Origin of the sequence: Janthinobacterium sp. YR213 (assembly GCF_900099875.1) — a bacterium.
Taxonomy (GTDB): Bacteria; Pseudomonadota; Gammaproteobacteria; order Burkholderiales; family Burkholderiaceae_D; genus Janthinobacterium; species Janthinobacterium lividum.
Genome location: NZ_FNDA01000003.1, coordinates 517,538 through 538,786, shown reverse-complemented (window position 1 = coordinate 538,786; position 21,249 = coordinate 517,538). Strand labels below are relative to the sequence as shown.

14 protein-coding genes and 1 tRNA gene are annotated in these 21,249 nt (G+C 61.8%); 12 read left to right on the top strand and 3 right to left on the bottom strand.

The window, feature by feature from the left end; genetic code table 11:
* Positions 1–91 precede the first annotated feature (91 nt).
* On the bottom strand, positions 92–1,213 hold the full coding sequence (locus BLT98_RS16380; RefSeq protein ID WP_092609474.1) for a beta-ketoacyl-ACP synthase III: 1,122 nt from the start codon (positions 1,211–1,213) through the stop codon (positions 92–94).
* A 186-nt stretch (positions 1,214–1,399) separates the two neighbouring features.
* A complete protein-coding gene (locus BLT98_RS16375) occupies positions 1,400–2,842 on the bottom strand; it encodes a S41 family peptidase (protein ID WP_092609471.1) in 1,443 nt (480 codons plus the stop codon).
* 324 nt (positions 2,843–3,166) lie between these two features.
* On the opposite strand from BLT98_RS16375, the gene BLT98_RS16370 reads away from it, so the two are divergent.
* From BLT98_RS16370 to BLT98_RS16360, 3 genes are all read left to right on the top strand, one after another.
* The gene (locus BLT98_RS16370) at positions 3,167–3,760 is read left to right on the top strand and encodes a hypothetical protein (RefSeq protein WP_034783707.1); all 594 of its coding nucleotides are present in this window, start codon (positions 3,167–3,169) and stop codon (positions 3,758–3,760) included.
* Between the two features lie 154 nt (positions 3,761–3,914).
* A complete protein-coding gene (locus BLT98_RS16365) occupies positions 3,915–5,999 on the top strand; it encodes a M13 family metallopeptidase (RefSeq protein ID WP_092609468.1) in 2,085 nt (694 codons plus the stop codon).
* 182 nt (positions 6,000–6,181) lie between these two features.
* Positions 6,182–8,257 (top strand): M13 family metallopeptidase, encoded by a 2,076-nt coding sequence (locus tag BLT98_RS16360; protein ID WP_092609465.1) that lies wholly within the window; start codon positions 6,182–6,184, stop codon positions 8,255–8,257.
* A 133-nt stretch (positions 8,258–8,390) separates the two neighbouring features.
* Here BLT98_RS16360 and BLT98_RS16355 read toward each other — a convergent pair whose 3' ends face one another.
* Entirely contained in the window at positions 8,391–8,954 is a 564-nt protein-coding gene (locus BLT98_RS16355; RefSeq protein WP_070279983.1) for a c-type cytochrome, read from the bottom strand.
* 199 nt (positions 8,955–9,153) lie between these two features.
* Here BLT98_RS16355 and BLT98_RS16350 point away from each other — a divergent pair.
* The 9 genes from BLT98_RS16350 (at position 9,154) to BLT98_RS16310 (ending at position 21,209) form a co-directional block, all read left to right on the top strand.
* Positions 9,154–9,229, top strand: a tRNA-Arg gene (locus BLT98_RS16350).
* A 427-nt stretch (positions 9,230–9,656) separates the two neighbouring features.
* Entirely contained in the window at positions 9,657–12,314 is a 2,658-nt protein-coding gene (locus tag BLT98_RS16345) for a TonB-dependent receptor (RefSeq protein ID WP_092609462.1), read from the top strand.
* 109 nt (positions 12,315–12,423) lie between these two features.
* Entirely contained in the window at positions 12,424–13,776 is a 1,353-nt protein-coding gene (locus BLT98_RS16340) for an MFS transporter (protein ID WP_092609459.1), read from the top strand.
* A gap of 24 nt (positions 13,777–13,800) precedes the next feature.
* Positions 13,801–14,748 (top strand): glycoside hydrolase family 43 protein, encoded by a 948-nt coding sequence (locus BLT98_RS16335; protein WP_092609456.1) that lies wholly within the window; start codon positions 13,801–13,803, stop codon positions 14,746–14,748.
* Between the two features lie 18 nt (positions 14,749–14,766).
* Positions 14,767–15,837, top strand: coding sequence for an aldose epimerase family protein (locus BLT98_RS16330; protein WP_092609453.1), 1,071 nt, complete (start codon positions 14,767–14,769; stop codon positions 15,835–15,837).
* A 196-nt stretch (positions 15,838–16,033) separates the two neighbouring features.
* Entirely contained in the window at positions 16,034–17,776 is a 1,743-nt protein-coding gene (locus BLT98_RS16325; RefSeq protein ID WP_034752921.1) for an IlvD/Edd family dehydratase, read from the top strand.
* 12 nt (positions 17,777–17,788) lie between these two features.
* A complete protein-coding gene (gene araD1, locus BLT98_RS16320) occupies positions 17,789–18,781 on the top strand; it encodes an AraD1 family protein (RefSeq protein ID WP_092609450.1) in 993 nt (330 codons plus the stop codon).
* The gene (locus BLT98_RS16315) at positions 18,778–20,355 is read left to right on the top strand and encodes an aldehyde dehydrogenase (NADP(+)) (RefSeq protein ID WP_092609447.1); all 1,578 of its coding nucleotides are present in this window, start codon (positions 18,778–18,780) and stop codon (positions 20,353–20,355) included. Before araD1 ends, BLT98_RS16315 begins: the two co-directional genes overlap by 4 nt.
* An 86-nt stretch (positions 20,356–20,441) precedes the next feature.
* Positions 20,442–21,209 carry an SDR family NAD(P)-dependent oxidoreductase gene (locus BLT98_RS16310; RefSeq protein ID WP_034783689.1) on the top strand — a complete coding sequence of 256 codons (768 nt, stop codon included), beginning with the start codon at positions 20,442–20,444 and terminating at the stop codon, positions 21,207–21,209.
* The last annotated feature ends 40 nt before the right edge of the window (positions 21,210–21,249 follow it).

Sequence of the window (21,249 nt, the reverse complement as noted above, 5' to 3'; positions counted from 1 at the left end):
GCACTATCTTCGTCCAGGTGGCCACGAACGCATGTCATCCACCCGGATCTTCTCCTAATTCAAGGATTCCACCCTATGCCACCCCGTGTCTTTACACCTTGCGCACGATCACGCAGCCGATGGAATAACCGGCGCCGAACGAGCAGATGACGCCCGTGGCGCCTGCCGCCATATCATCCTGATACTTATGGAAGGCGATGATGGAACCGGCCGACGAGGTGTTGGCGTAGGTGTCGAGGATCACGGGCGCTTCGTTCGCTTCCGCATCGCGGCCCAGGATCAGGCGCGCGATCAGCAGGTTCATGTTCAGGTTAGCCTGGTGCAGCCAGTAGCGGGAGACTTGCGCCACTTCCACGCCGGCCTTGGCCAGGGTCGCCTTGATCATCTCGGCGGCCATCGGGCACACTTCCTTGAAGACCTTGCGGCCTTGCTGGCGGAACAATTTATCGGCCTGGCCCACGCCGGACTCGTCAAAACGGTTGAGGAAGCCGAAATTGTTGCGGATGGCGTTAGAGAAGCGCGTTTTGAGTTCCGTGCCGATGATCTCGAACTGGTGCCTGGATACGGCCGTGTCCTTGGCTTCCACGACGATGGCCGTGCAGGCGTCGCCGAAAATGAAATGGCTGTCGCGGTCGCGCCAGTTCAGGTGGCCGCTGGTGATTTCGGGATTCAGGACCAGCACGGCGCGCGCCTGGCCGCTTTGCACGGCGGCCACGGCTTGCTGGATGCCGAAGGTGGCGGACGAGCACGCCACGTTCATGTCAAAACCATAACCATCGATGCCCAGCGCGTCCTGCACTTCCACGGCCATGGCCGGGTAGGCGCGCTGCATATTGCTGCAAGCCACCAGTACCATGTCGATATCGGCTGGCGTGCGGCCCGCGCGCGCCAAGGCGTCGCGCGCGGCGGCAACCGCCATTTCCGCCTGCAAGGACAGTTCGTCATCGCCCCGTTCCGCAATGCGCGAGACCATGCGCGCCGGATCGAGGATGCCTTCCTTTTCCATCACGAAGCGCGACTTGATGCCGGACGCCTTTTCGATGAAGGCCACGCTCGACAGGTCCAGCGCCGTCACTGTGCCCGCGGCGATCGCGTCGGCGTTGTCGGCATTGAACTTTTCAGCGTAGGCATTGAAGCAGGTGACCAGCTCTTCGTTGGAGATCGAAAATGGCGGCGTGTACAGTCCGGTACCGCTGATGACGACTTGTTTCATGGTTAAGCTTTCAAATTTGGCAATCGGCGCGATGCCGATAAGTGAAGCAAATTTTACACAAACGGGCTCGACTGTAGAGAGTTTCGTGTTGCGGGGCGGGGGGATGTGTGGCGGAAGATTGATTTTTGTCGCGTGGACGGGTGACCAGGGGGCATTGCGCCCCCCCTGTGATGCTGGAGCTGCTGCTTATTTCTTCTGTTCTTTCTTGACGTCGGCCTGCACCACCACCGGTTCGGCCTTGGCCAGCTGCACCGGCAAGCCCTTCAGGTGGTTCAGCGCCTGGTGCAATTGAAAATCGTCCTTGCTGCCAAATTCCAGCGGCTTGCGGGTCTTTTCCAGGGCGATGATGCGCAATTGCTCTTCCATCTCGTCGTTGACGGGCGCGGCCTTGGAGCTTTCTTGGTCGCGGTCGTTGCTCAGGTGCTTGGTCAGGTCCGCTTCGCGGATGCGCAAGCCGTTGAGGCCGTCGCCGTCCGCATTTTCATCGACCAGCAGGTCGGGCACGATGCCCTTGGCCTGGATCGAGCGGCCGTTCGGCGTGTAGTAGCGGGCCGTCGTCAGCTTGACGGCCGTGTCGGCTGTCAGCTGGCGGATGGTTTGCACGGAACCCTTGCCGAAGGTCTGCGTGCCGATGATGGTGGCACGCTTGTAATCCTGCAGGGCGCCGGCGACGATTTCCGAGGCCGAGGCCGACCCCGTGTTGACGAGCACCACCAGCGGCACTTTCTTGATGGCGGCCGGCAATTTCGCCAGGGCATCGCCTTCCGAACGGAAGGTATAGTATTCGGCGCGGCCGTAGAACACCTGTTTCGAATCCGGCAACTGGCCATTCGTCGAGACGATGGCCGCGTCCTTCGGCAGGAAGGCGGCCGAGACGCCGATGGCGCCCTGCAGCACGCCGCCCGGATCGTTGCGCAGGTCCAGCACCATGCCCTTGATGTTCGGGTCTTGCTGGTATAACGCCGTGATCTGCGCGGCCATGTCGTCGACGGTCGGTTCCTGGAATTGCGACACGCGCAGCCAGGCGTAGCCAGGCTCGACGATCTTCGCCTTCACGCTCTTCTGATGGATTTCCTCGCGCGTGATGGTGAAGGCCAGCGGCTGCGGTTCATCCTTGCGGGCAATCGTCAGCGACACCTTGGTGCCCGGTTCGCCGCGCATGCGCTTGACGTTGTCGTCCAGGCTGACGCCTTTCACGGGCTGGCCATCGAGGCGGGTGATCAGATCGCCAGCCTTGATGCCGGCGCGGTAGGCGGGAGAATCTTCGATGGGCGAGACGATCTTGATGTAGCCGTCTTCGCTGAGGCCGATTTCAATGCCCAGGCCGACGAACTTGCCTTCGGAGCCTTCGCGCAGCTCGGCGTAGGCTTTCTTGTCCAGGTAGGCGGAATGGGGGTCGAGCGAGGCGACCATGCCGGAAATGGCGTCTTCCAGCAGTTTCTTGTCTTCCACCGGCTCGACGTAATCGGACTTGATCAGGCCAAATACGTCGGCCAGCTGACGCAGCTCTTCCAGCGGCAGGGGCGGCTCGACGGTTTTTTGCGCCATGGCGGAAAATTGCAGCGACACGGCGACGCCGGCCACCACGCCCAGGCCGATCAAGCCGGTATTTTTGAGTTTGCCCATCATTGCACCTTTGCAGCTAGCGTGTCTTGCACAAGCGCCAGTCCCCGTGGAGCGGCGCTTTCCTGAAAGTATAGACCTGAATCTCTGCCGGCGTGGGCCGGCCGTGGAAAAAGCATGCCTGGGCCCAGTCTACGCGCGAAAACGGGGCTGTCAGCTTGCCATATGTTGCGGTTTTGTATGCGATGTATAGTTACTCTTGAGGGGAGTAAGCATTTGTAAGAGTCGAAAAAAAGCGTGTGCGGCGGCCCTATAGTGGACTCGCATTCTCGACCCGAAGTGGTTTTGCCTGCGTCTGCGGACGCAGGCTTTTTTTTATCCGGAGCCCCAATGACCTCGTTGACCTTTTCCCCTGCCGTGCGCCGTCTCGGCCTGGCCTTGCTGCTGGGCACCACCGCCTTGACCGCCTCGGCCGTGCCGATTGCCGAGATGCGCCTGGAAGACTTGTTGCCGATGGCGCCCGATTTCAAGACGGAATTGAAGCTCAATGCGAATCAAACCACCTTGTGGCAGCAGGTGGAAGGGAAATCGCGCCAGCTGTTGCGCGAACGCAAGGCGCGCCGCGAACGCCTGCAAGCGGGCGTGACGCAGGGTTTGCAGGCGCCGCGGCTGGAGTTGCGCGACCTGCTCGCCGGCCTGGACACGGAAAGCACGCAGAGCCTGGCCGAAGAAAAGCAGTTGCGCGAATGGTGGCTGAGCGTCAACGATGCCCTCGACGAGAACCAGCGCCAGATGGTGGCCCAGTTCATCGCCGGCCAGATGGCGCGCGTGATGGACGCCGCCGCGCCCCGCAGCGAATCGCGCGGCGCGCCCGGTGGCGAGCACGGCGGGCGCAAGGGCGGCAAGGGGGGAATGGGCGGCATGGGAGGCGCGGGCGTGAGCATGGGCAGCGGGGGCGCGGGCATGACGCTGCCCGGCAACTGAGGGTAAGCAGGGGGCAGGCGCTGGGGGGCAACCAAGGGGCAAGGATGGCCAAAAGGCATGCTCGCGTGCTACATTCCTGCAGCGCCTGGCGCGGCAGGCTATCCGCCCGAAGCCATCCGCCCGGTCTTTTTGACATGCCCCATAAGGACAATCCGTGAATCGCTATCTCTTGAGCAGTCTGACCCTGACCCTGTTGGCTGCGTTTGCCCATGCCGCCGAACCCGTATCCGCCGCTGCCGCCCCGACCGTGGCGCCCGGCGTCGCACCTTCCGCACCTGCCACCGCCGGCGTCGTTTCCGGTATCGATGTGCAGTACATCGACCCCGCCGTGCGCGTGCAGGACGATTTCTTCACCCATTTGAACGGCAAGTGGCTGGCCACGGCCGAGATTCCTGCCGACAAGTCGAGCTGGGGTTCGTTCGCCAAGCTGCGCGATGACACCACGCCACAGTTGCGCGGCATCATCGAAGCCACGCAAAAGGACAAGAACAGGAAAGCCGGTTCCGAAGCGCAGAAAATCAGCGACCTGTACGCCAGCTACATGGATGAAGCCAAGCTCGAGTCGCTGGGCACGAAGCCGCTGGCCGGCGAACTGAACCGCATCCGCTCGCTGCGCGACAAGAAGGGCGTGCCGGCCCTGATCGCTCACCTGAGCCAGACGGGCGTGTCGACCCCGTACGCCGTCTACGTGGGCCAGGATGCGCGCGCCTCGACGAAATATGCGGCATATGTGAGCCAAAGCGGCCTGGGCATGCCGGACCGCGACTACTACCTGGAAGCCAAGCAGGCTGGCGTCAAGGAAAAATACCAGGCGCATGTGGAAAAAATGCTGGCCATGGCGGGCGACAAGAACGCCGCCGTCCGCGCCAAGGCTGTCGTTGCGCTGGAAACGGCCCTGGCCGAAGTGCAATGGACCAAGGTCGAGAACCGCGACCCCGTCAAACGCTACAACAAGACCGACATCAACAAGCTGAACGACCTGACGCCGGGCTACGACCTGAAGTCCGGCCTGGCCGCCCTGGGCATCGCCAACAAGGTCGACTACGTCATCGTCAACCAGCCGAGCTACCTGGCCGGCTACAACAAGGTGCTCGCGTCTGCCGACCTGGATACCCTGAAAGCGTATTTCGAATGGCAGTTGCTGCGCAGCTATGCCAGCTACCTGTCGAAAAATTTTGTCGATGAAAGCTTTGCCTTCTACGGCACGGTGCTCAGCGGCGTGACGGAAAACCAGCCGCGCTGGAAGCGTGGCGTGGGCGCTGTCGAAGGCGTGCTGGGCGAAGCCGTCGGCAAACTGTATGTCGCGCAATACTTCCCGGCGGAGCGCAAGGCGCACATGCAGGAGCTGGTGAAGAACGTGCTGGCCGCCTACAAGGACAGCATCGACACCCTGGACTGGATGAGCCCGGAAACCAAGAAGGAAGCGCAAGCCAAGCTGGCCAAGTTCACGCCGAAGATCGCGTATCCGAACAAATGGCGCGATTACACGAAGCTGCAAATCGTCCAGGGCGACCTGGTGGGCAACATGATGCGCGCCGCCAACTTCGGTTCCGCCCGCCAGGTGGCCAAGCTGGGCAAGCCGATCGACCGCGAAGAGTGGGGCATGACGCCGCAAACGGTGAACGCCTATTACAGCTCGACGATGAATGAAATCGTCTTCCCCGCGTCCATCCTGCAGCCGCCGTTCTTTGACGCCAACGCGGACGACGCCGTCAACTATGGCGCCATCGGTGCCGTCATCGGCCATGAAATCAGCCACGGCTTCGACGACAAGGGCAGCCAGTCCGATGGCGACGGCAACCTGCGCGACTGGTGGACCCCGGCCGACCGCAAGAATTTCGCCGCCAAGGCCGACGCGCTGACCAAGCAATATGACGGTTACAGCCCCTTGCCGGGCTACCACGTCAACGGCGCCCTGACCCTGGGCGAGAACATCGCCGACAACTCGGGCGTGGCGATCGCCTACAAGGCCTATAAAATCTCGCTGGGCGGCAAGCCGGCGCCCGTGCTGGACGGCTTGACGGGCGACCAGCGCTTCTACATGGGCTTTGGCCAGGTATGGCGCAGCAAGATGCGCGAAGCGCAGCAGATCGTGCAGATCAAGACCGACCCGCATTCGCCGGGCCAGTACCGCGCCAACGGCACCATGGTCAACCAGCCTGGCTTCTACGAAGCGTTTGGCGTGAAACCGGGCGACAAGATGTATGTCGCGCCGGAAAACCGTGTGATCATCTGGTAAGCCCTGCCTCGATGAAAGCGTAATCCTGTAACAACAAAAGAGACCACCTTGCGTGGTCTTTTTTGCATTCTGGCCAAAGTTCTTTCTGTCGTTTCGGCCGGTATGCTACAGTCAAAAACCGGGCCAGAAGCCTTGGGCCTTCTGACCCTTATATTCCACACAATACAATATTGAGGACAACCGTGAATCGTTATTTGTTAAGTGCATTGACCCTGAGTTTGCTGGCCGGCGTGTCCGGCATGGCTGGCGCCGCTGATGCGGCCAAGAAAACCGCCGCCGCTCCCGCCACGGCCGTTGCGGCTGCGGCGCTGACGTCCGGCATCGCCGTCGAATACGTCGATCCTGCCGTGCGCGCGCAGGACGATCTGTTCCAGCACCTGAATGGCAAATGGCTGGCGGAAACCGTGATTCCTGCCGACAAGTCGAGCTGGGGCAGTTTTGCCAAGCTGGCCGACGATACGCAAACGCAGCTGCGCGGCATCGTCGAAGGCGCTGCCGCCGACAAGGCCCGCGCGGCCGGTTCGAATGCCCAGAAGATCGGTGATTTCTATAACAGCTTCATGGATGAAGCCAAGCTGGAAAGCCTGGGCCTGACCCCCTTGAATGCGGAGCTGGCGAAGATCGCCGCGCTGCAGGACAAGGCGGAATTGCCGGCCGTAATCGCCCATTTCAGCAAGCTGGGCGTGACCTCGCCTTACGACTTCGGCATCCATCAGGACGCCAAGGATTCCACCAAATACGTGGCCGACATCGTGCAGAGCGGCCTGGGCTTGCCTGACCGCGACTACTACCTGGAAGCAGGCAAGGCCGACACGCGCGCCAAATACTTGGCCCACGTGGAAAAAATGCTGAGCCTGGCCGGCGACGCGAACGCTGCCGCCAATGCGAAAGCCATTGTGGCGCTGGAAACGGAACTGGCCAAGGCGCAATGGAGCAATGTGCAGAACCGCGACCCCGTCAAGACCTACAACAAGGTGGAACTGGCGAAACTGGCCGCCGTGGCGCCAGGCTACGACTGGGCTCGCTACCTGAAGGACACGGGCATTGCCGGCAAGGTCAATTACGTGATCGTCAGCCAGCCCAGCTACCTGAAGGGTTTTGCCGAGATCGCCAACAAGACGCCGCTGGAGACGTGGAAAGCATATTTCCAGTGGCATTTGCTGCACGCTAACGCCGGCTACCTGCCGAAAGCGTATGTCGATGAAAACTTCGCCTTCTATGGCACCACCCTGACGGGCGTGACGGAAATGCGTCCGCGCTGGAAACGCGGCGTGGGCGCCGTCGAAGGCGCGCTGGGCGAAGCCGTGGGCCAGCTGTACGTGGAGCAGTATTTCCCGGCCGAACGCAAGGTGCGCATGGAAGCGCTGGTGAAAAACCTGATGACGGCCTACAAGCAAAGCATCGACAAGCTCGACTGGATGAGCCCTGTCACCAAGAAACAGGCGCAGATCAAGCTGGCCAAGTTCACCACCAAGATTGGCTATCCGAACAAATGGCGCGATTACTCGGGCCTGACGGTGGCGCCGGACGATTTGATCGGCAACATCCAGCGTTCGCACCTGCTCAACTACAACCGCGAATTGAACAAGCTGGGCCAGCCCATCGATCGCGACGAGTGGGGCATGACGCCGCAGACCGTGAACGCCTATTACAACCCTGAGCTGAACGAAATCGTCTTCCCGGCCGCCATCCTGCAAGCGCCGTTCTTCGACGCCAACGCGGACGACGCCGTCAACTATGGCGCCATCGGCGGCGTCATCGGCCATGAAATCAGCCACGGCTTCGACGACCAGGGCGCCCAGTACGACGGCGACGGCAACCTGCGCGACTGGTGGACCAAGGCCGACCATAAAAACTTCGCCAAGAAAACCAAGCAATTGGTGGCGCAGTACAACAGCTTCAGCCCCGTCAAGGGCCACTTCGTCAACGGCGAACTGACCCTGGGCGAAAACATCGCCGACAATTCCGGCGTGGCAATTGCGTATAAGGCGTACAAATTGTCGCTGAACGGCAAGCAAGCTCCCGTCATCGACGGCTTCACGGGCGAGCAGCGTTTTTATGCGGGCTTTGCCCAGGTCTGGCGCATGAAGATGCGCGAAGCGCAGCAACTGGTCTTGCTGAAAACGGACCCGCACTCGCCAGGCCAGTTCCGCGCCAACGGCACCATGCGCAACCAGCCCGGCTTCTACCAGGCCTTCGACGTGAAACCGGGCGACAAGATGTATCTGCCACCGAAAGACCGCGTCATCATGTGGTAACAGCAGTTCTGACGCGCTAGCACCGAGCCGCCCCGCATCAAGCCGGGCGGCTTTTTTACGCCGTGTGATCTGGCGCAAACTGCGGGTAAAAAAAAACCGCCCATCCGGGCGGTTCCTTGCTACTGCGAGCTGCTTACTTGGCAGGCTCCGCGGCTGGTGCGGCAGCGCCGTCAGCGGCAGCGGCTGGTGCCGGCACTTCCGGTTCCTTGAACTTGCCGCCCGACGCATTGGCAATGTAGACAACGGCGCGCGCCACTTCCACATCGTCGAGGTCGGGATTGCCGCCCTTGGCCGGCATCGCGCGCAAGCCTTCGATGGCGTGTTTCAGGACCGTATCGTAGCCCTGGGCCAGGCGTGCCGACCAGCCGCCCGCATCGCCAAACTTCGGCGCACCGGCCACGCCGGCGCCATGGCAAGCCACGCAGGTCGCCGTGTAGACGGCTTCGCCGCTTTGCAGCACTTTCGGACCGCTGGCATCCTTGAAGGTGAAGCCGGCATTGGCAACCGGACTCAAGCGCTCGGCAATGGCTTCCGGCGACTGGCTGTCCGTACCGGCGCCCGTCAGTTTTTGCGCCGTGACGAACTGCACCAGCAGGATGATGCCGATGACGGTGATGAGGAAGAAGCCAGCTACGGCGGCAAGCAATTGTTTAGGCGTTTTGATCGCTGATTGTTGTTCGTTATGTGCGTCGCTCATGATGTCCTTAGTCCAGATTTGAAACTGATGGCCGTGTAAGGTAGCATTTTTACATGCCTGGATGTAAACCTTTATGAAACCCACAATTATAGGCACAAAAATTGAGCAGTGACATGCAATTGCCAGCGATACGACAGTTTCCGTAGACGTAGGTAAAGAAAAACGGTATCCTTCGCATCACTTCAGAAATTCCCCCTACGCGGCTGTAGCTCAGTGGATAGAGTATTGGCCTCCGAAGCCAAGGGTCGTGGGTTCGATCCCCGCCAGCCGCACCAGACAAATCAAGACTCCCGTTTTATCCAGCCAGCATTGCCATGCGGCTGCATGCCGTGTTCTCCACTGTGATTTCAACCCGGCAGGGAATGTGACGCTGCGCAGCGTGCGAATCCAATACCTCCACACCTTCGTGCGAGAACGACGCTTGCCTCGGCACGCGACTGTTTCTGCTCGCCATTGGCACCGTGTGCCGCCACATGTCGATACTGCCACTTTTTTGTGCGCCACCTTCCGAAAACGCCCCTGACGCCCCTGCCGTTGTCCGTTTGCAACCTCCAAAGTCCGCTAACCGCCGATATCAAAATTGATATCGAAACAGTGGAAAAATTGATTGGAGAGATTATCGCCCAGCCCCTAAGATAAACGCCGAGCATGCGAACGACATGCAAGCAGCACAAAAAATATCAATACAATATCTGGAGATTCATGATGCGCAACGCCACCGGCCCGCTCGCGGCCACTTCCCCTCGTCCATTCATCTTGAAGGCAGCCGTTGCGGCATTGGCCGGTATTGGCTTGCTGAGCACGGCTTCGGTATGGGCGCAGGAGGCGGTGGTGGCCGATGCCAGTGCCGAGCCTGCTGCGGAAGTGTCGGTCGTGACCGTCAGCGGCGTGCGCCGTTCGGCGCAAAATTCGCAGCAGATCAAGATGCGTTCGGACCAGGTCATCGATTCCATCGTGGCCGACGACATCGGCAAATTCCCTGATAACAATGTAGCCGAAACCCTGGCGCGCATTTCCGGCATCCAGATCCGCCGCGATTCGGGTGAAGCCAGTGCCGTCATGATTCGCGGCTTGCGCGATGTCACGACCCTGCTCAATGGCCGCGAACTGTTTACCACCACGGGGCGCTACGTCAACCTGGCCGACATTCCCGCCACCATGCTGCAGCGCGTGGACGTGTACAAATCGCAGGGCGCGGACCAGGTCGAAGGCGGCGTGGCCGGCATCATTGACGTGCGCACCAACCGCCCGTTTGACTTCAAGGAGTTCACGGCCAGCGTCAACACGCGCGCCGTCTACAGCGACAAATCGAAAGCCACGGACCCGAACATCAGCGGCATGGTGGCTAACCGCTGGAAGACGGGTATCGGCGAAGTGGGCGCGCTGCTGGGCTTGTCGCAGCAGCAGCACCGTTACCACGAAGAACGCGCATTCAATACGGCGCCCGTGGATAAAAGTTTCCTGTTGCCCGGTTTGACGGGGCCGGACCAGGTGGGCTTGCTGCCGATCAAGGGCGACCGCCGCCGCAGCACCGCCAATGCCGTGCTGCAATGGCGTCCGAACGCCGACGTCGAGCTGTACGCGGAAGGCATGGCCACGCGTTTCCTGCTCGATGCCGAGTCCGACTACTTTGTCGGCTTGCCATGGTGGGGCACGCCCGTGTCGGCTACAAAAATTCCCGGCACCGACCAGCTGCAAACGCTCACTTCCACCAACGTCAACACCATCATGTCGACGCAGGCGAACAAGAACCAGACGAAGACGCATCAATTTGCCGTCGGTGGCTTGTGGGATATCAACCCGGAATGGCGTTTCACGTCGGAAGTGGCCAGCACCAAAAGTACCTATGCCTGGCGCAACCCGATTCTCGATGCGATTACCGTCGTGCCGAATGCCCGCATCAATACCAACCAGAATGGCACCTTGCACGTCGACTACACGGGCATCGATTTGCAAGACCCGTCGAATTACTATCTGAAGGGCTTTTTCGACCGCTACGGCCGTGACCAGGGCAGCTCGAACGACTTGCGCGCCGACCTGGCGTACACGCCCAGTGCCGGCGGCATCTTCAAGGAAATCAGCGTCGGCCTGCGCGGCGTGAAGCGCGAAGCCGAATCGATCAAGAGTTTCGAGGGCAATGCGGAAGCACCGGACGTGTCCGGCGCAGCGTTTCCGTTTGGCCGCCAGAGCGTGACGTCGATTCCGGGCCTTAATTGTCTGTCGGAACCGATGTCCAGCGGCGGCCCCGACTATGGTTTGAAGCAGTGGTACACGCCGTGCGCCAGCTTCCTGCTCAATAACACGGGCACCATCCGCGAAGCCGTCACGGGCAGCAGCGCGGCGCGCGCCATGGACCCGGGTTCGTTCTTCAAGGACACGGAAAAGACGTATTCCATCTATACCAAGGCGAAGATCGCCTTCAAGCTGGGCGCCTATCCTGTCGATGGCACCCTGGGCGTGCGCGTCGTGCGTACCGAGCAAAGCCTGCAAGGCAACAGTTCGCAAGATGGCGTCTACACGCCCGTCATCAGCGACACGGCCAGCACCGACGTGCTGCCGAGCGTGGCCCTGAAAATCAAGCTGCGCGCCGACCTGGTCGGCCGCTTCGCTGCCGGCCGCACCATCAGCCGTCCGGGCTTTTCCCAGCTGAACCCGGGCGTGGCCCTGGTCAACTCGACGGAAACGGTGAAAGCGACGGGCGCGGGCGGCAATCCGAACTTGAAACCGGTGACGGGCGACAATGTTGACGCGGCACTGGAATGGTATTTCGCGCCAGCCGGTTCCGTGACGGCCACCGTGTTCCACCACAAGTTCGACGGCTATATCCAGCAACGCATTTCCAGCGAAACCATCGGTGGCAAGACCTATGACGTGGACCGCCCGTACAACACGGCCGCCGGCAAGCTGCAGGGCCTGGAAATTGGCTACCAGCAGTTCTATGACGGCTTGCCGGGACTGTTGAGCGGCCTGGGCTTGCAGGCGAACGGCACCTACATGAGCGGGACCACCGACGACGAGACGGGCAGCCATGCCATCACGGGCGTGTCGCGCTACGCCTACAACCTGGTGCTGCTGTACGAAAAAGATGCGTGGTCGGGCCGCCTGGCCTACAACTGGCGCTCGAAATTCATCGACAGCTACAACCAGGGCGGCCCCGGCCTGGACTTGAAAGTGGCGCCGACGGCCCAGCTCGACGGTTCGCTGTCGTACAAGATCAACGACCAGTTCACGGTGACCCTCGATGGCAATAACTTGCTGGACACCAAGTTCAAGGATTACTGGAACGAACCGGGCGTGTATGCGCGCGATACGCGCCGCTATGACCGGACAGTTGGCCTCTCTTTACGCTGGAAAATGTAAGTTGATCGCACAGTAAACAATCAAGGGCGTTGCCATGGTTTCGGCCGGCAACGCCCCTGTCAGTTGGACAGTCACGCACGATTCATCATAAAAAGAATGGACGGAAAGCATGGAGACGCAAAAATTATCCACCGTTGAAAAGGTCGGCTTCGGCGCCGGCGACATGGCGCTCAATGTCGTCATTTCGTCGATGATGCTGATCATCACCTTTTTCTATACCGATATCTATGGCTTGAAAACCACCGACCTGGCCCTGCTGTTCGTGGCCGTGAAAGTCATCGGCGCCATCGCCGACCTGGTCATGGGCCAGATCACCGACCGCTACAGCTTTGCCTCGGGACGCTACCGGCCGTACCTGCTGTGGCTGGCCGTGCCGTATGGCGTTAGCGTCTTCTTTGTCTTCAGCACGCCCGAATGGCAGTATGACGCCAAGCTGATCTGGGCATATTCCACGTATATCCTGATGACCATCATGACGGCCGGCGTGGGCATCCCGTATATTTCCCTGATCAGCGGCTTGACCAGCGACCCGCAGGACCGCCTGTCGGCCAACGGCTACCGCCTGTTCTTCGCCAAGATCGGCGCCTTCATGGTGACCATCGTCGTGCCGGTCCTGTCGCAGCGCTGGGGCGGCGGCAACCCGGCCGTCGGCTACCAGGCGGCCATGGCCGTGATGGCCGTCATGGGTGTGGCCCTGTTCCTGTTCTGCTATTTCTCCACCACCGAGCGCGTCGTGCACGTGGTGGAAAAGCAATCGCTGCTGGCGCAATTGAAGGTGCTGCTGCAGAACGACCAGTGGCTGGTGCTGTGCGGCGTGTGCGTCACGGGCACCATCGGCTATGTGGTGCGCGGTTCCGTCGCCATTTATTACGCGAAATACTATCTGGGCGGCAGCACGGAAACGGTGGCCGCCTTCCTCACGACGGGCGTGGTGGCCGCCATCCTGGCCATGATCGCCTCGACCTGGATCACCAAGTTCTATTGCAAGGTGAAACTGTTCCGCTACACGCAGATCGGCGTCGCGCTGATCAGCCTGGCGATCTATTTCTTTGTAAAGCCGAGCGACACCGTGCTGGCCTTCGCCCTGTATTTCCTGCTGTCCTTCGTGGTGGACTTGCATGCGCCCGTGTTCTGGTCGGCCATCGCGGAAACCATTGATTACGGTCAAGTCAAGACGGGCAAGCGCGTCTCCGGCTTCGCCTTTGGCGGCATTTCCGTCTGCCAGAAGGCGGGCATGGCGGTGGCGGGTGGCTTGGTGGGCGTGCTGCTCGCGTATTTCGACTACCAGCCCAACCATGAGCAAACGCAATTCGCCCTGAACGGCATCGCCCTGATGCTGTCGATCATCCCCGGCTTTTTCCACTTGTTGATGGGCTTGCTGATGTTCAAGTACCGCATCAGCGATGCGTACTACAGCGGCGTGAAGGTAGAGATGCACAAGCGCGGTTTTGTCGCCGCGTAAGAATAACTGAATGGAGCAAGCAACATGGCAGACGTCTTGAAACCGCTGATCGAACAGCGCGCCGACCCGCATATCACCCGCCACAGCGACGGCTATTATTACTTTACGGCCTCCGTGCCGCAGTACGACCGCATCGAGCTGCGCCGCGCCGACAGCATCGCCGGCCTGGCGGACGCGCAAACGGTTGACGTGTGGCACAAGCCGGAAACGGGGCCGTACAGCGAACTGGTATGGGCGCCGGAACTGCACTTCAACCAGGGCGCCTGGTATGTGTATTTCGCCGCCGCGCCGAGCCGCGAGATCAAACATAAATTGTTTCAGCACCGCATGTATGCGATCCGCAATACCAACGCCAATCCGCTCGAAGGCGAGTGGGAATTCATGGGGCAGATCGACACGGGCATCGACACCTTTTGCCTGGACGCCACCACGTTCGAGCACGACGGCGTGCTGTATTACCTGTGGGCGCAGAAAGATGTCGCCATCGAAGGCAATTCCAACCTGTACATCGCGCCGATGGCCACGCCGTGGCAGCTGGCCGGCCCACCCGTGATGCTGAGCAAACCGGAATTCGACTGGGAAATCCGCGGCTTCTGGGTCAACGAGGGACCGTCCGTGCTGAAGCGCAATGGCAAGATCTTCATCAGCTATTCGGCCAGCGCCACCGATGAAAACTACGCGATGGGGCTGCTGTGGGCCGACGCGTCCGCCGACTTGCTCGATCCGTTTTCGTGGAGCAAGTCGCCCGAGCCCGTGTTTGCCACCTGCTATGAGCACGGCATCTACGGCCCTGGTCATAACAGCTTCACGACGGCCGACGACGGCGACGGCGTATTGCTGGTGTACCATGCCCGCACCTACACGGAAATCGTCGGCGACCCGCTGTGGAACCCGGATCGCCACACGTTTGTCAAACCGCTGCGCTGGGATGCGCAAGGCATGCCCGTGTTTGGCCGCTCATCGACCCTGTAACGTTACGGACCCGACGCCATGACCCCAGTTGATTCTGTTTCAGTGACGCAAGCGCCGTTCGGCATCCTGCCCGATGGCCAGCACGTCAGCGTATTTACCCTGACAAACCGCCAGGGCATGCAAGTCAAGGTGCTCGACTTTGGCGCCATCATCAGCGAAATCCACGTGCCGGACCGCGACGGCACATTGGCCGACGTGGTGCTCGGTTTCGAGCGCCTCGAACCCTATCTGGCCAATGGCGCTTTCCTGGGCGCCGTCATCGGCCGCTTCGGCAACCGCATTGCCGAGGGACGTTTCAGCCTCGACGGCAAGGATTACCAGCTGGCCGTCAACAATGCGCCAAACCACTTGCATGGTGGCAATCAGGGCTTTCACCAGGTCATGTGGCAGGCCGAGCCGTTCACGCGGAACGATGCCGCCGGCGTCACGTTCACGCGCAGCAGCCCGCACGGCGAAGATGGCTATCCGGGCAAGCTGGACGTGACCGTCGTGTACGAACTGGACAACGACAATGCGCTGAGCCTGCGCTACCATGCCGTCACGGACCAGGCCACGCCCGTCAACTTGACCAACCACAGCTATTTTAATCTGGCGGGGCAGGGCGATATCCTCGGCCACGCGCTGTCCATCAACGCGGACCGCTACCTGCCCGTGGACGCGGGGTCGATCCCCACGGGTGAGCTGGCGGACGTGGCCGGCACGCCGTTCGATTTGCGCCAGAGCAGCATCATCGGCGACAGCATCGCCCTGCCGCATGAGCAGTTGGGCATCGGCCGTGGCTATGACCATAACTTTGTGCTGAATCAACAGGCGGAGCAAGGGCTGAAGCTGGCCGCCACCGTGCGCGATCCGCAGTCGGGCAGGGTGATGCAGGTGTACACGCAGGAGCCCGGTGTCCAGTTTTATTCGGGCAATTTCCTCGACGGCAGCCAGCCCGGCAAGCTGCGCGCCAACAGTTATCGCGGCGCGCTATGCCTGGAAACCCAGCATTTCCCGGATTCGCCGAACCAGTCCCACTTCCCCAGTACGATTTTGCGGCCGGGTCAGGAGTATCGGACGCAAACCGTGTATCGCTTTTCCGCCGAGTAGGCACACCGGCCAAAACAGCCTGCGCCCTGCCGCCACGTGCGCGCAGGGCGTTTTCATTGGGGGATGCTGATACCGTTTTCGATATCGGAACGCATTAAAAATTGATTGGAAAGGCATGGCAGGATTCTTTAGTATTCCAACATCGCTGCCCGGGCCGACGACATTAGATCCGGCATAGCACAACCAGGAGAATGGCATGTCTGAGACAAAAAAGAAGGTTGCCCTGCGCTCTGCCGAGTGGTTCGGCTCGCAGGACAAGAACGGCTTCATGTACCGCAGCTGGATGAAAAACCAGGGCATACCTGACCACGAGTTTCACGGCAAGCCGATCATCGGCATCTGCAATACCTGGTCCGAACTGACTCCCTGCAACGCCCATTTCCGTCAGTTGGCCGAACACGTCAAGCGCGGCATCCTGGAAGCGGGCGGTTTCCCCGTGGAATTCCCCGTCTTCTCGAATGGCGAATCGAATTTGCGCCCGACGGCCATGCTGACGCGCAACCTGGCCTCGATGGATGTGGAAGAATCGATCCGCGGCAATCCGATGGACGCCGTCGTGCTGCTGGTCGGCTGCGACAAGACCACGCCAGCGCTGCTGATGGGCGCGGCCAGCGTCGACATCCCCACCATCGTCGTCAGCGGCGGCCCCATGCTGAACGGCAAGCTCAATGGCAAGGATATCGGTTCCGGCACGGCCGTGTGGCAGCTGCACGAGCAGATGAAGGCCGGTTCCATCACCTTGCACCAGTTCATGTCGGCTGAATCGGGCATGTCGCGCTCGGCCGGTACCTGCAACACCATGGGTACGGCCTCGACCATGGCCAGCATGGCCGAAGCGCTGGGCACGTCGCTGCCGCACAATGCCGCCATCCCCGCCGTCGATTCGCGCCGCTACGTGCTGGCGCATATGTCGGGCATCCGCATCGTCGAAATGGTGCACGAAGACCTGCGCCTGTCGAAAGTGCTGACGCGCGAAGCGTTTGAAAACGCCATCAAGGTCAACGCCGCCATCGGCGGCTCGACCAATGCCGTGATCCATTTGAAAGCGATTGCCGGCCGCATCGGCGTGCCGCTGGAGCTGGAAGACTGGACCAAGGTAGGCCGCGGCACGCCGACCATCGTCGACCTGCTGCCGTCGGGCCGTTTCCTGATGGAAGAGTTTTACTATGCGGGCGGCTTGCCGGCCGTGATACGCCGCCTGGGCGAGGGCGACTTGCTGCCGCACAAGAATGCGCTGACCGTCAACGGCAAGTCGCTGTGGGACAACTGCGTCGAAGCGCCGATCTACAACGATGAAGTGGTGCGCACCCTGGACAACCCGCTGCTGGCCGATGGCGGCATCTGCGTGCTGCGCGGCAACCTGGCGCCGCGCGGCGCCGTGCTGAAACCGTCGGCAGCTTCGCCGCACCTGATGCAGCACCGCGGCAAGGCTGTCGTGTTCGAAGATTTCGAGCATTACAAGGCCCGCATCGTTGATCCGGATCTGGATGTGGATGCGAACTCCGTGCTGGTGATGAAGAACTGCGGTCCGAAAGGCTATCCGGGCATGGCTGAAGTGGGCAACATGGGCTTGCCGCCGAAACTGCTGGCGCAAGGCATCACCGACATGGTGCGCATCTCGGATGCGCGCATGAGCGGTACCGCCTACGGCACCGTCGTCTTGCACGTGGCGCCGGAAGCGATGGCGGGCGGCCCGCTGGGTATCGTGCGCGATGGCGACATGATCGCCCTCGATTGCCACAACGGCAGCCTGAATATCGACATCAGCGACGCGGAAATCGCCGAGCGCCTGGCGGCCCGCGAACTGGGCAGCGCGCCCGGGCCGAAGAGCGGCTACCAGCAGCTGTACATCGAACACGTGTTGCAGGCCGATGAAGGCTGCGATTTCGACTTCCTGGTCGGCAATCGCGGTTCCGCCGTGCCGCGCCACTCACACTAAGCGGAGAATCCCATGCTGTTGCTGCAATTTACGAATGAACACGGCGGCCGCCTGGTCGGCCTGCTGCAAGATGACCAGATCCGCGTCATCGAAGGCTACAACACGACGTATGCGCTGGCGCAAGACGCCATCCGCAAGAAGGTCAGCCTGGCGGAACTGGTCAATGCTACTGTCGGCAACACCACGCATTCCTATGCGGACGTGGCCGCCGGCGGCCGTGTGCTGCCGCCGCTGGACCACGCGGACGAAGCGCACTGCTACGTGACGGGCACGGGCCTGACCCACCTGGGCAGCGCCGGCGCGCGCGACGCCATGCACAAGAAGATCGGCGGCGACGCCGAGTCTTTGAGCGACTCCATGAAAATGTTCCGCCTGGGCGTGGAAGGCGGCAAGCCTGCCGCTGGCACGGCCGGCGCCCAGCCGGAATGGTTCTATAAAGGCGACGGCTCCATCGTGCGCGCCGGCGGCCAGCCGCTGCGCATGCCGGACTTTGCCCTCGATGGCGGCGAAGAGCCGGAAATCGCCGGCCTGTACGTGATCGGCGACGATGGCCAGCCCTACCGCGTCGGCTACGCCATCGGCAATGAATTCTCGGACCACATCACGGAACGCCAGAACTATCTGTACCTGGCCCACTCGAAACTGCGTGCCTGCAGCGTCGGGCCGGCCCTGCTGGTGGGTGAATTGCCCGCGCACATCGCCGGCGCCTCGCGCGTGCTCGATGCGGCTGGCAATGTGCGCTGGGAAAAGGCGTTTGTCAGCGGCGAAGAGAATATGTCGCACACGATTGCCAACCTGGAACACCACCACTTCAAGTATCCGCTGTTCAAGCGCCCTGGCGACGTGCATGTGCACTTCTTCGGTACGGCCACCCTGAGCTTTGCCGATGGCGTGAGCGTGGCGCCGGGCGAAACCTTTGAAATCGAAGCGCCGGCCTTTGGCCCTGCCTTGCGCAACCGCCTCGACGTCTTCCCAACCGAATTTGCGAAAGTGAGCACATTATGAGTTTCAATATCACCGGTGATGCATTGATCGGCGGCGTTGCCGTCCAGGGCAATGGCGGCTCCTTCCAAGCCTGGGATCCGGCCGCGCGCGCGCACATCGCGCCCGCTTTCCATATGGTTGACGTAGCGCAAATCGACACAGCCTGCCGCCTGGCGCAAGCCGCGTTCGACCCGTTCCGCGCCACCACGGATGCGGAACGCGCCGATTTCCTCGACACCATTGCCGCGCAAATCCTCGAACTGGGCGACGACCTGATCGTGCGCGCCATGACGGAAAGCGGCTTGCCGCGCGCGCGCCTGGAAGGCGAACGTGGCCGCACGGTCGGTCAGCTGAAACTGTTCGCCGGCTTGCTGCGTGAAGGCTCGTGGACGGATGCGCGCATCGACAGCCCGCTGCCTGACCGCGTGCCGCCGCGTCCTGACTTGCGCTTGCGCATGATCGGCCTGGGCCCCGTCGCCGTGTTTGCGGCCAGTAACTTCCCACTGGCCTTCTCCGTGGCCGGTGGCGATACGGCCTCGGCCTTGGCTGCCGGCTGCCCCGTCGTCCTGAAAGCCCACTCGGCCCACCCTGGCACGTCGGAGCTGGTGGCGCGCGCCATCGTGAAAGCGATTGCCCTGTGCAAGCTGCCGGCCGGCGTGTTTGCCTTGCTGACGGGAACGGGCAATGGCATCGGCCAGGCGTTGGTGGCCCATCCGGCCATCCAGGCCGTGGGCTTTACGGGTTCGCGTTCGGGCGGCATCGCCCTGATGAAGGTGGCGGCAGAACGTCCGCAACCGATCCCCGTGTATGCGGAAATGAGCAGCATCAACCCCGTGTTTGTGCTGCCGCAAGCCTTGGCCGCCCGCGGCGCGGCGATCGCCAGCGGTTTTGCCGCCTCGCTGACCATGGGTGTGGGCCAGTTCTGCACCAATCCCGGCCTCGTGTTGGGCCTGGAAGGCGCCGACTTTACGGCCTTTGCCGCCGCTGCCGCCGAAGCGCTGGCGCCTGCGCCTGCCGCCACCATGTTGACGGCTGGTATTGCCAGCAGCTATGCCAAGGGCGTCGCCGCCCTGGCGCAGCACGCCGATGTGACGCCGCTGGTGCAAAATACGGGCGACGAAGGCAAGGGCGCCGCCGCCCTGTTCGTCACTTCGGGCGAAGCGTTTTTGGCCAAGCATGACTTGCGCGACGAAGTCTTCGGTCCCGCCTCCCTGCTGGTGGCTTGCCGCGACATGCAACAGTTGCTGGCGATCACGGAAAGCCTGGAAGGCCAGCTGACGGCTACCCTGCAGATGGATGCGGGCGACCTGGAAGATGCGCGCCGCCTGCTGCCTGTGCTGGAACGCCGCGTGGGCCGCATCCTGGCCAACGGTTTCCCCACCGGCGTGGAAGTGTCGACGGCCATGGTGCACGGCGGCCCGTTCCCGGCCACGTCCGATGGCCGCAGCACGTCCGTGGGCACGGCAGCCATCAACCGCTTCCTGCGTCCCGTGTCGTACCAGAACCTGCTGCAGGACTTGCTGCCGGAGTCGCTGCGCGATGATAATCCGCTGGGGATCTGGCGCCGTCACGATGGCGTGCTGGGCAAGGACTAAAACCTGCTGCGCGGCGGGGCCAACGGGTCTTGCCGCGCCGGCTTGTGTTGCACGTTGTATATAAAAAATAAACAGGTGGAGACAAGATGAAGCAATTGGCGAAATATGGCAGCTTGCAGGGCAAGCGCGTGTTCATCACGGGTGGCGGCAGCGGCATCGGCGAATCCCTGGTGGCGGAGTTTGCCGCCCAGGGCGCGCTGGTGGCGTTTGTCGATATCGCCGTGGAAGCGAGCGAGGCCCTGTGCCGCCGCCTGGCTGAAGCGGGCCTGACGGCGCCCTTGTTCCGCCATTGCGACATCACGGATATCCCCTCTTTACAAGCCGTCATGGCCGAACTGGCAGGCGAGCTGGGCGACTTCGATATCCTCGTCAACAATGCCGCCAACGACCAGCGCCACCAGGCGCAGGACGTCACCCTGGAATACTGGAACGAGCGCATTGCGATCAATCAACGTCCCATGTTCTTCACGTGCCAGGCCGTCTTCGAAGGCATGAAGCGCCAGGGCGGCGGTTCCATCATCAATGTCAGCTCGATTTCCTGGCACATGAAGTCGGGCGGCTACCCCGTGTATGCCACCACCAAGGCGGCCGTCGTGGGCCTCACGCGGGGCCTGGCGCGCGATTATGGCGCGCACAATATCCGCGTCAACACGGTCACGCCGGGCTGGGTCATGACGCAGCGCCAGATCGACCTGTGGGTCGACGACGCGGCCGAAGTGGAAATCAAGAAAAGCCAATGCTTGCCAAGCAAGCTGATGCCGCAGGACATCGCCGCCATGGTGCTGTTCCTGGCCTCGGATGACGGCGCCATGTGCTCGTCCCAGGAATTCATCGTCGACGCCGGCTGGGTCTGACAAAACGTCCAGGGCGTTGTTGCAGGGTCTCGCCGTACTA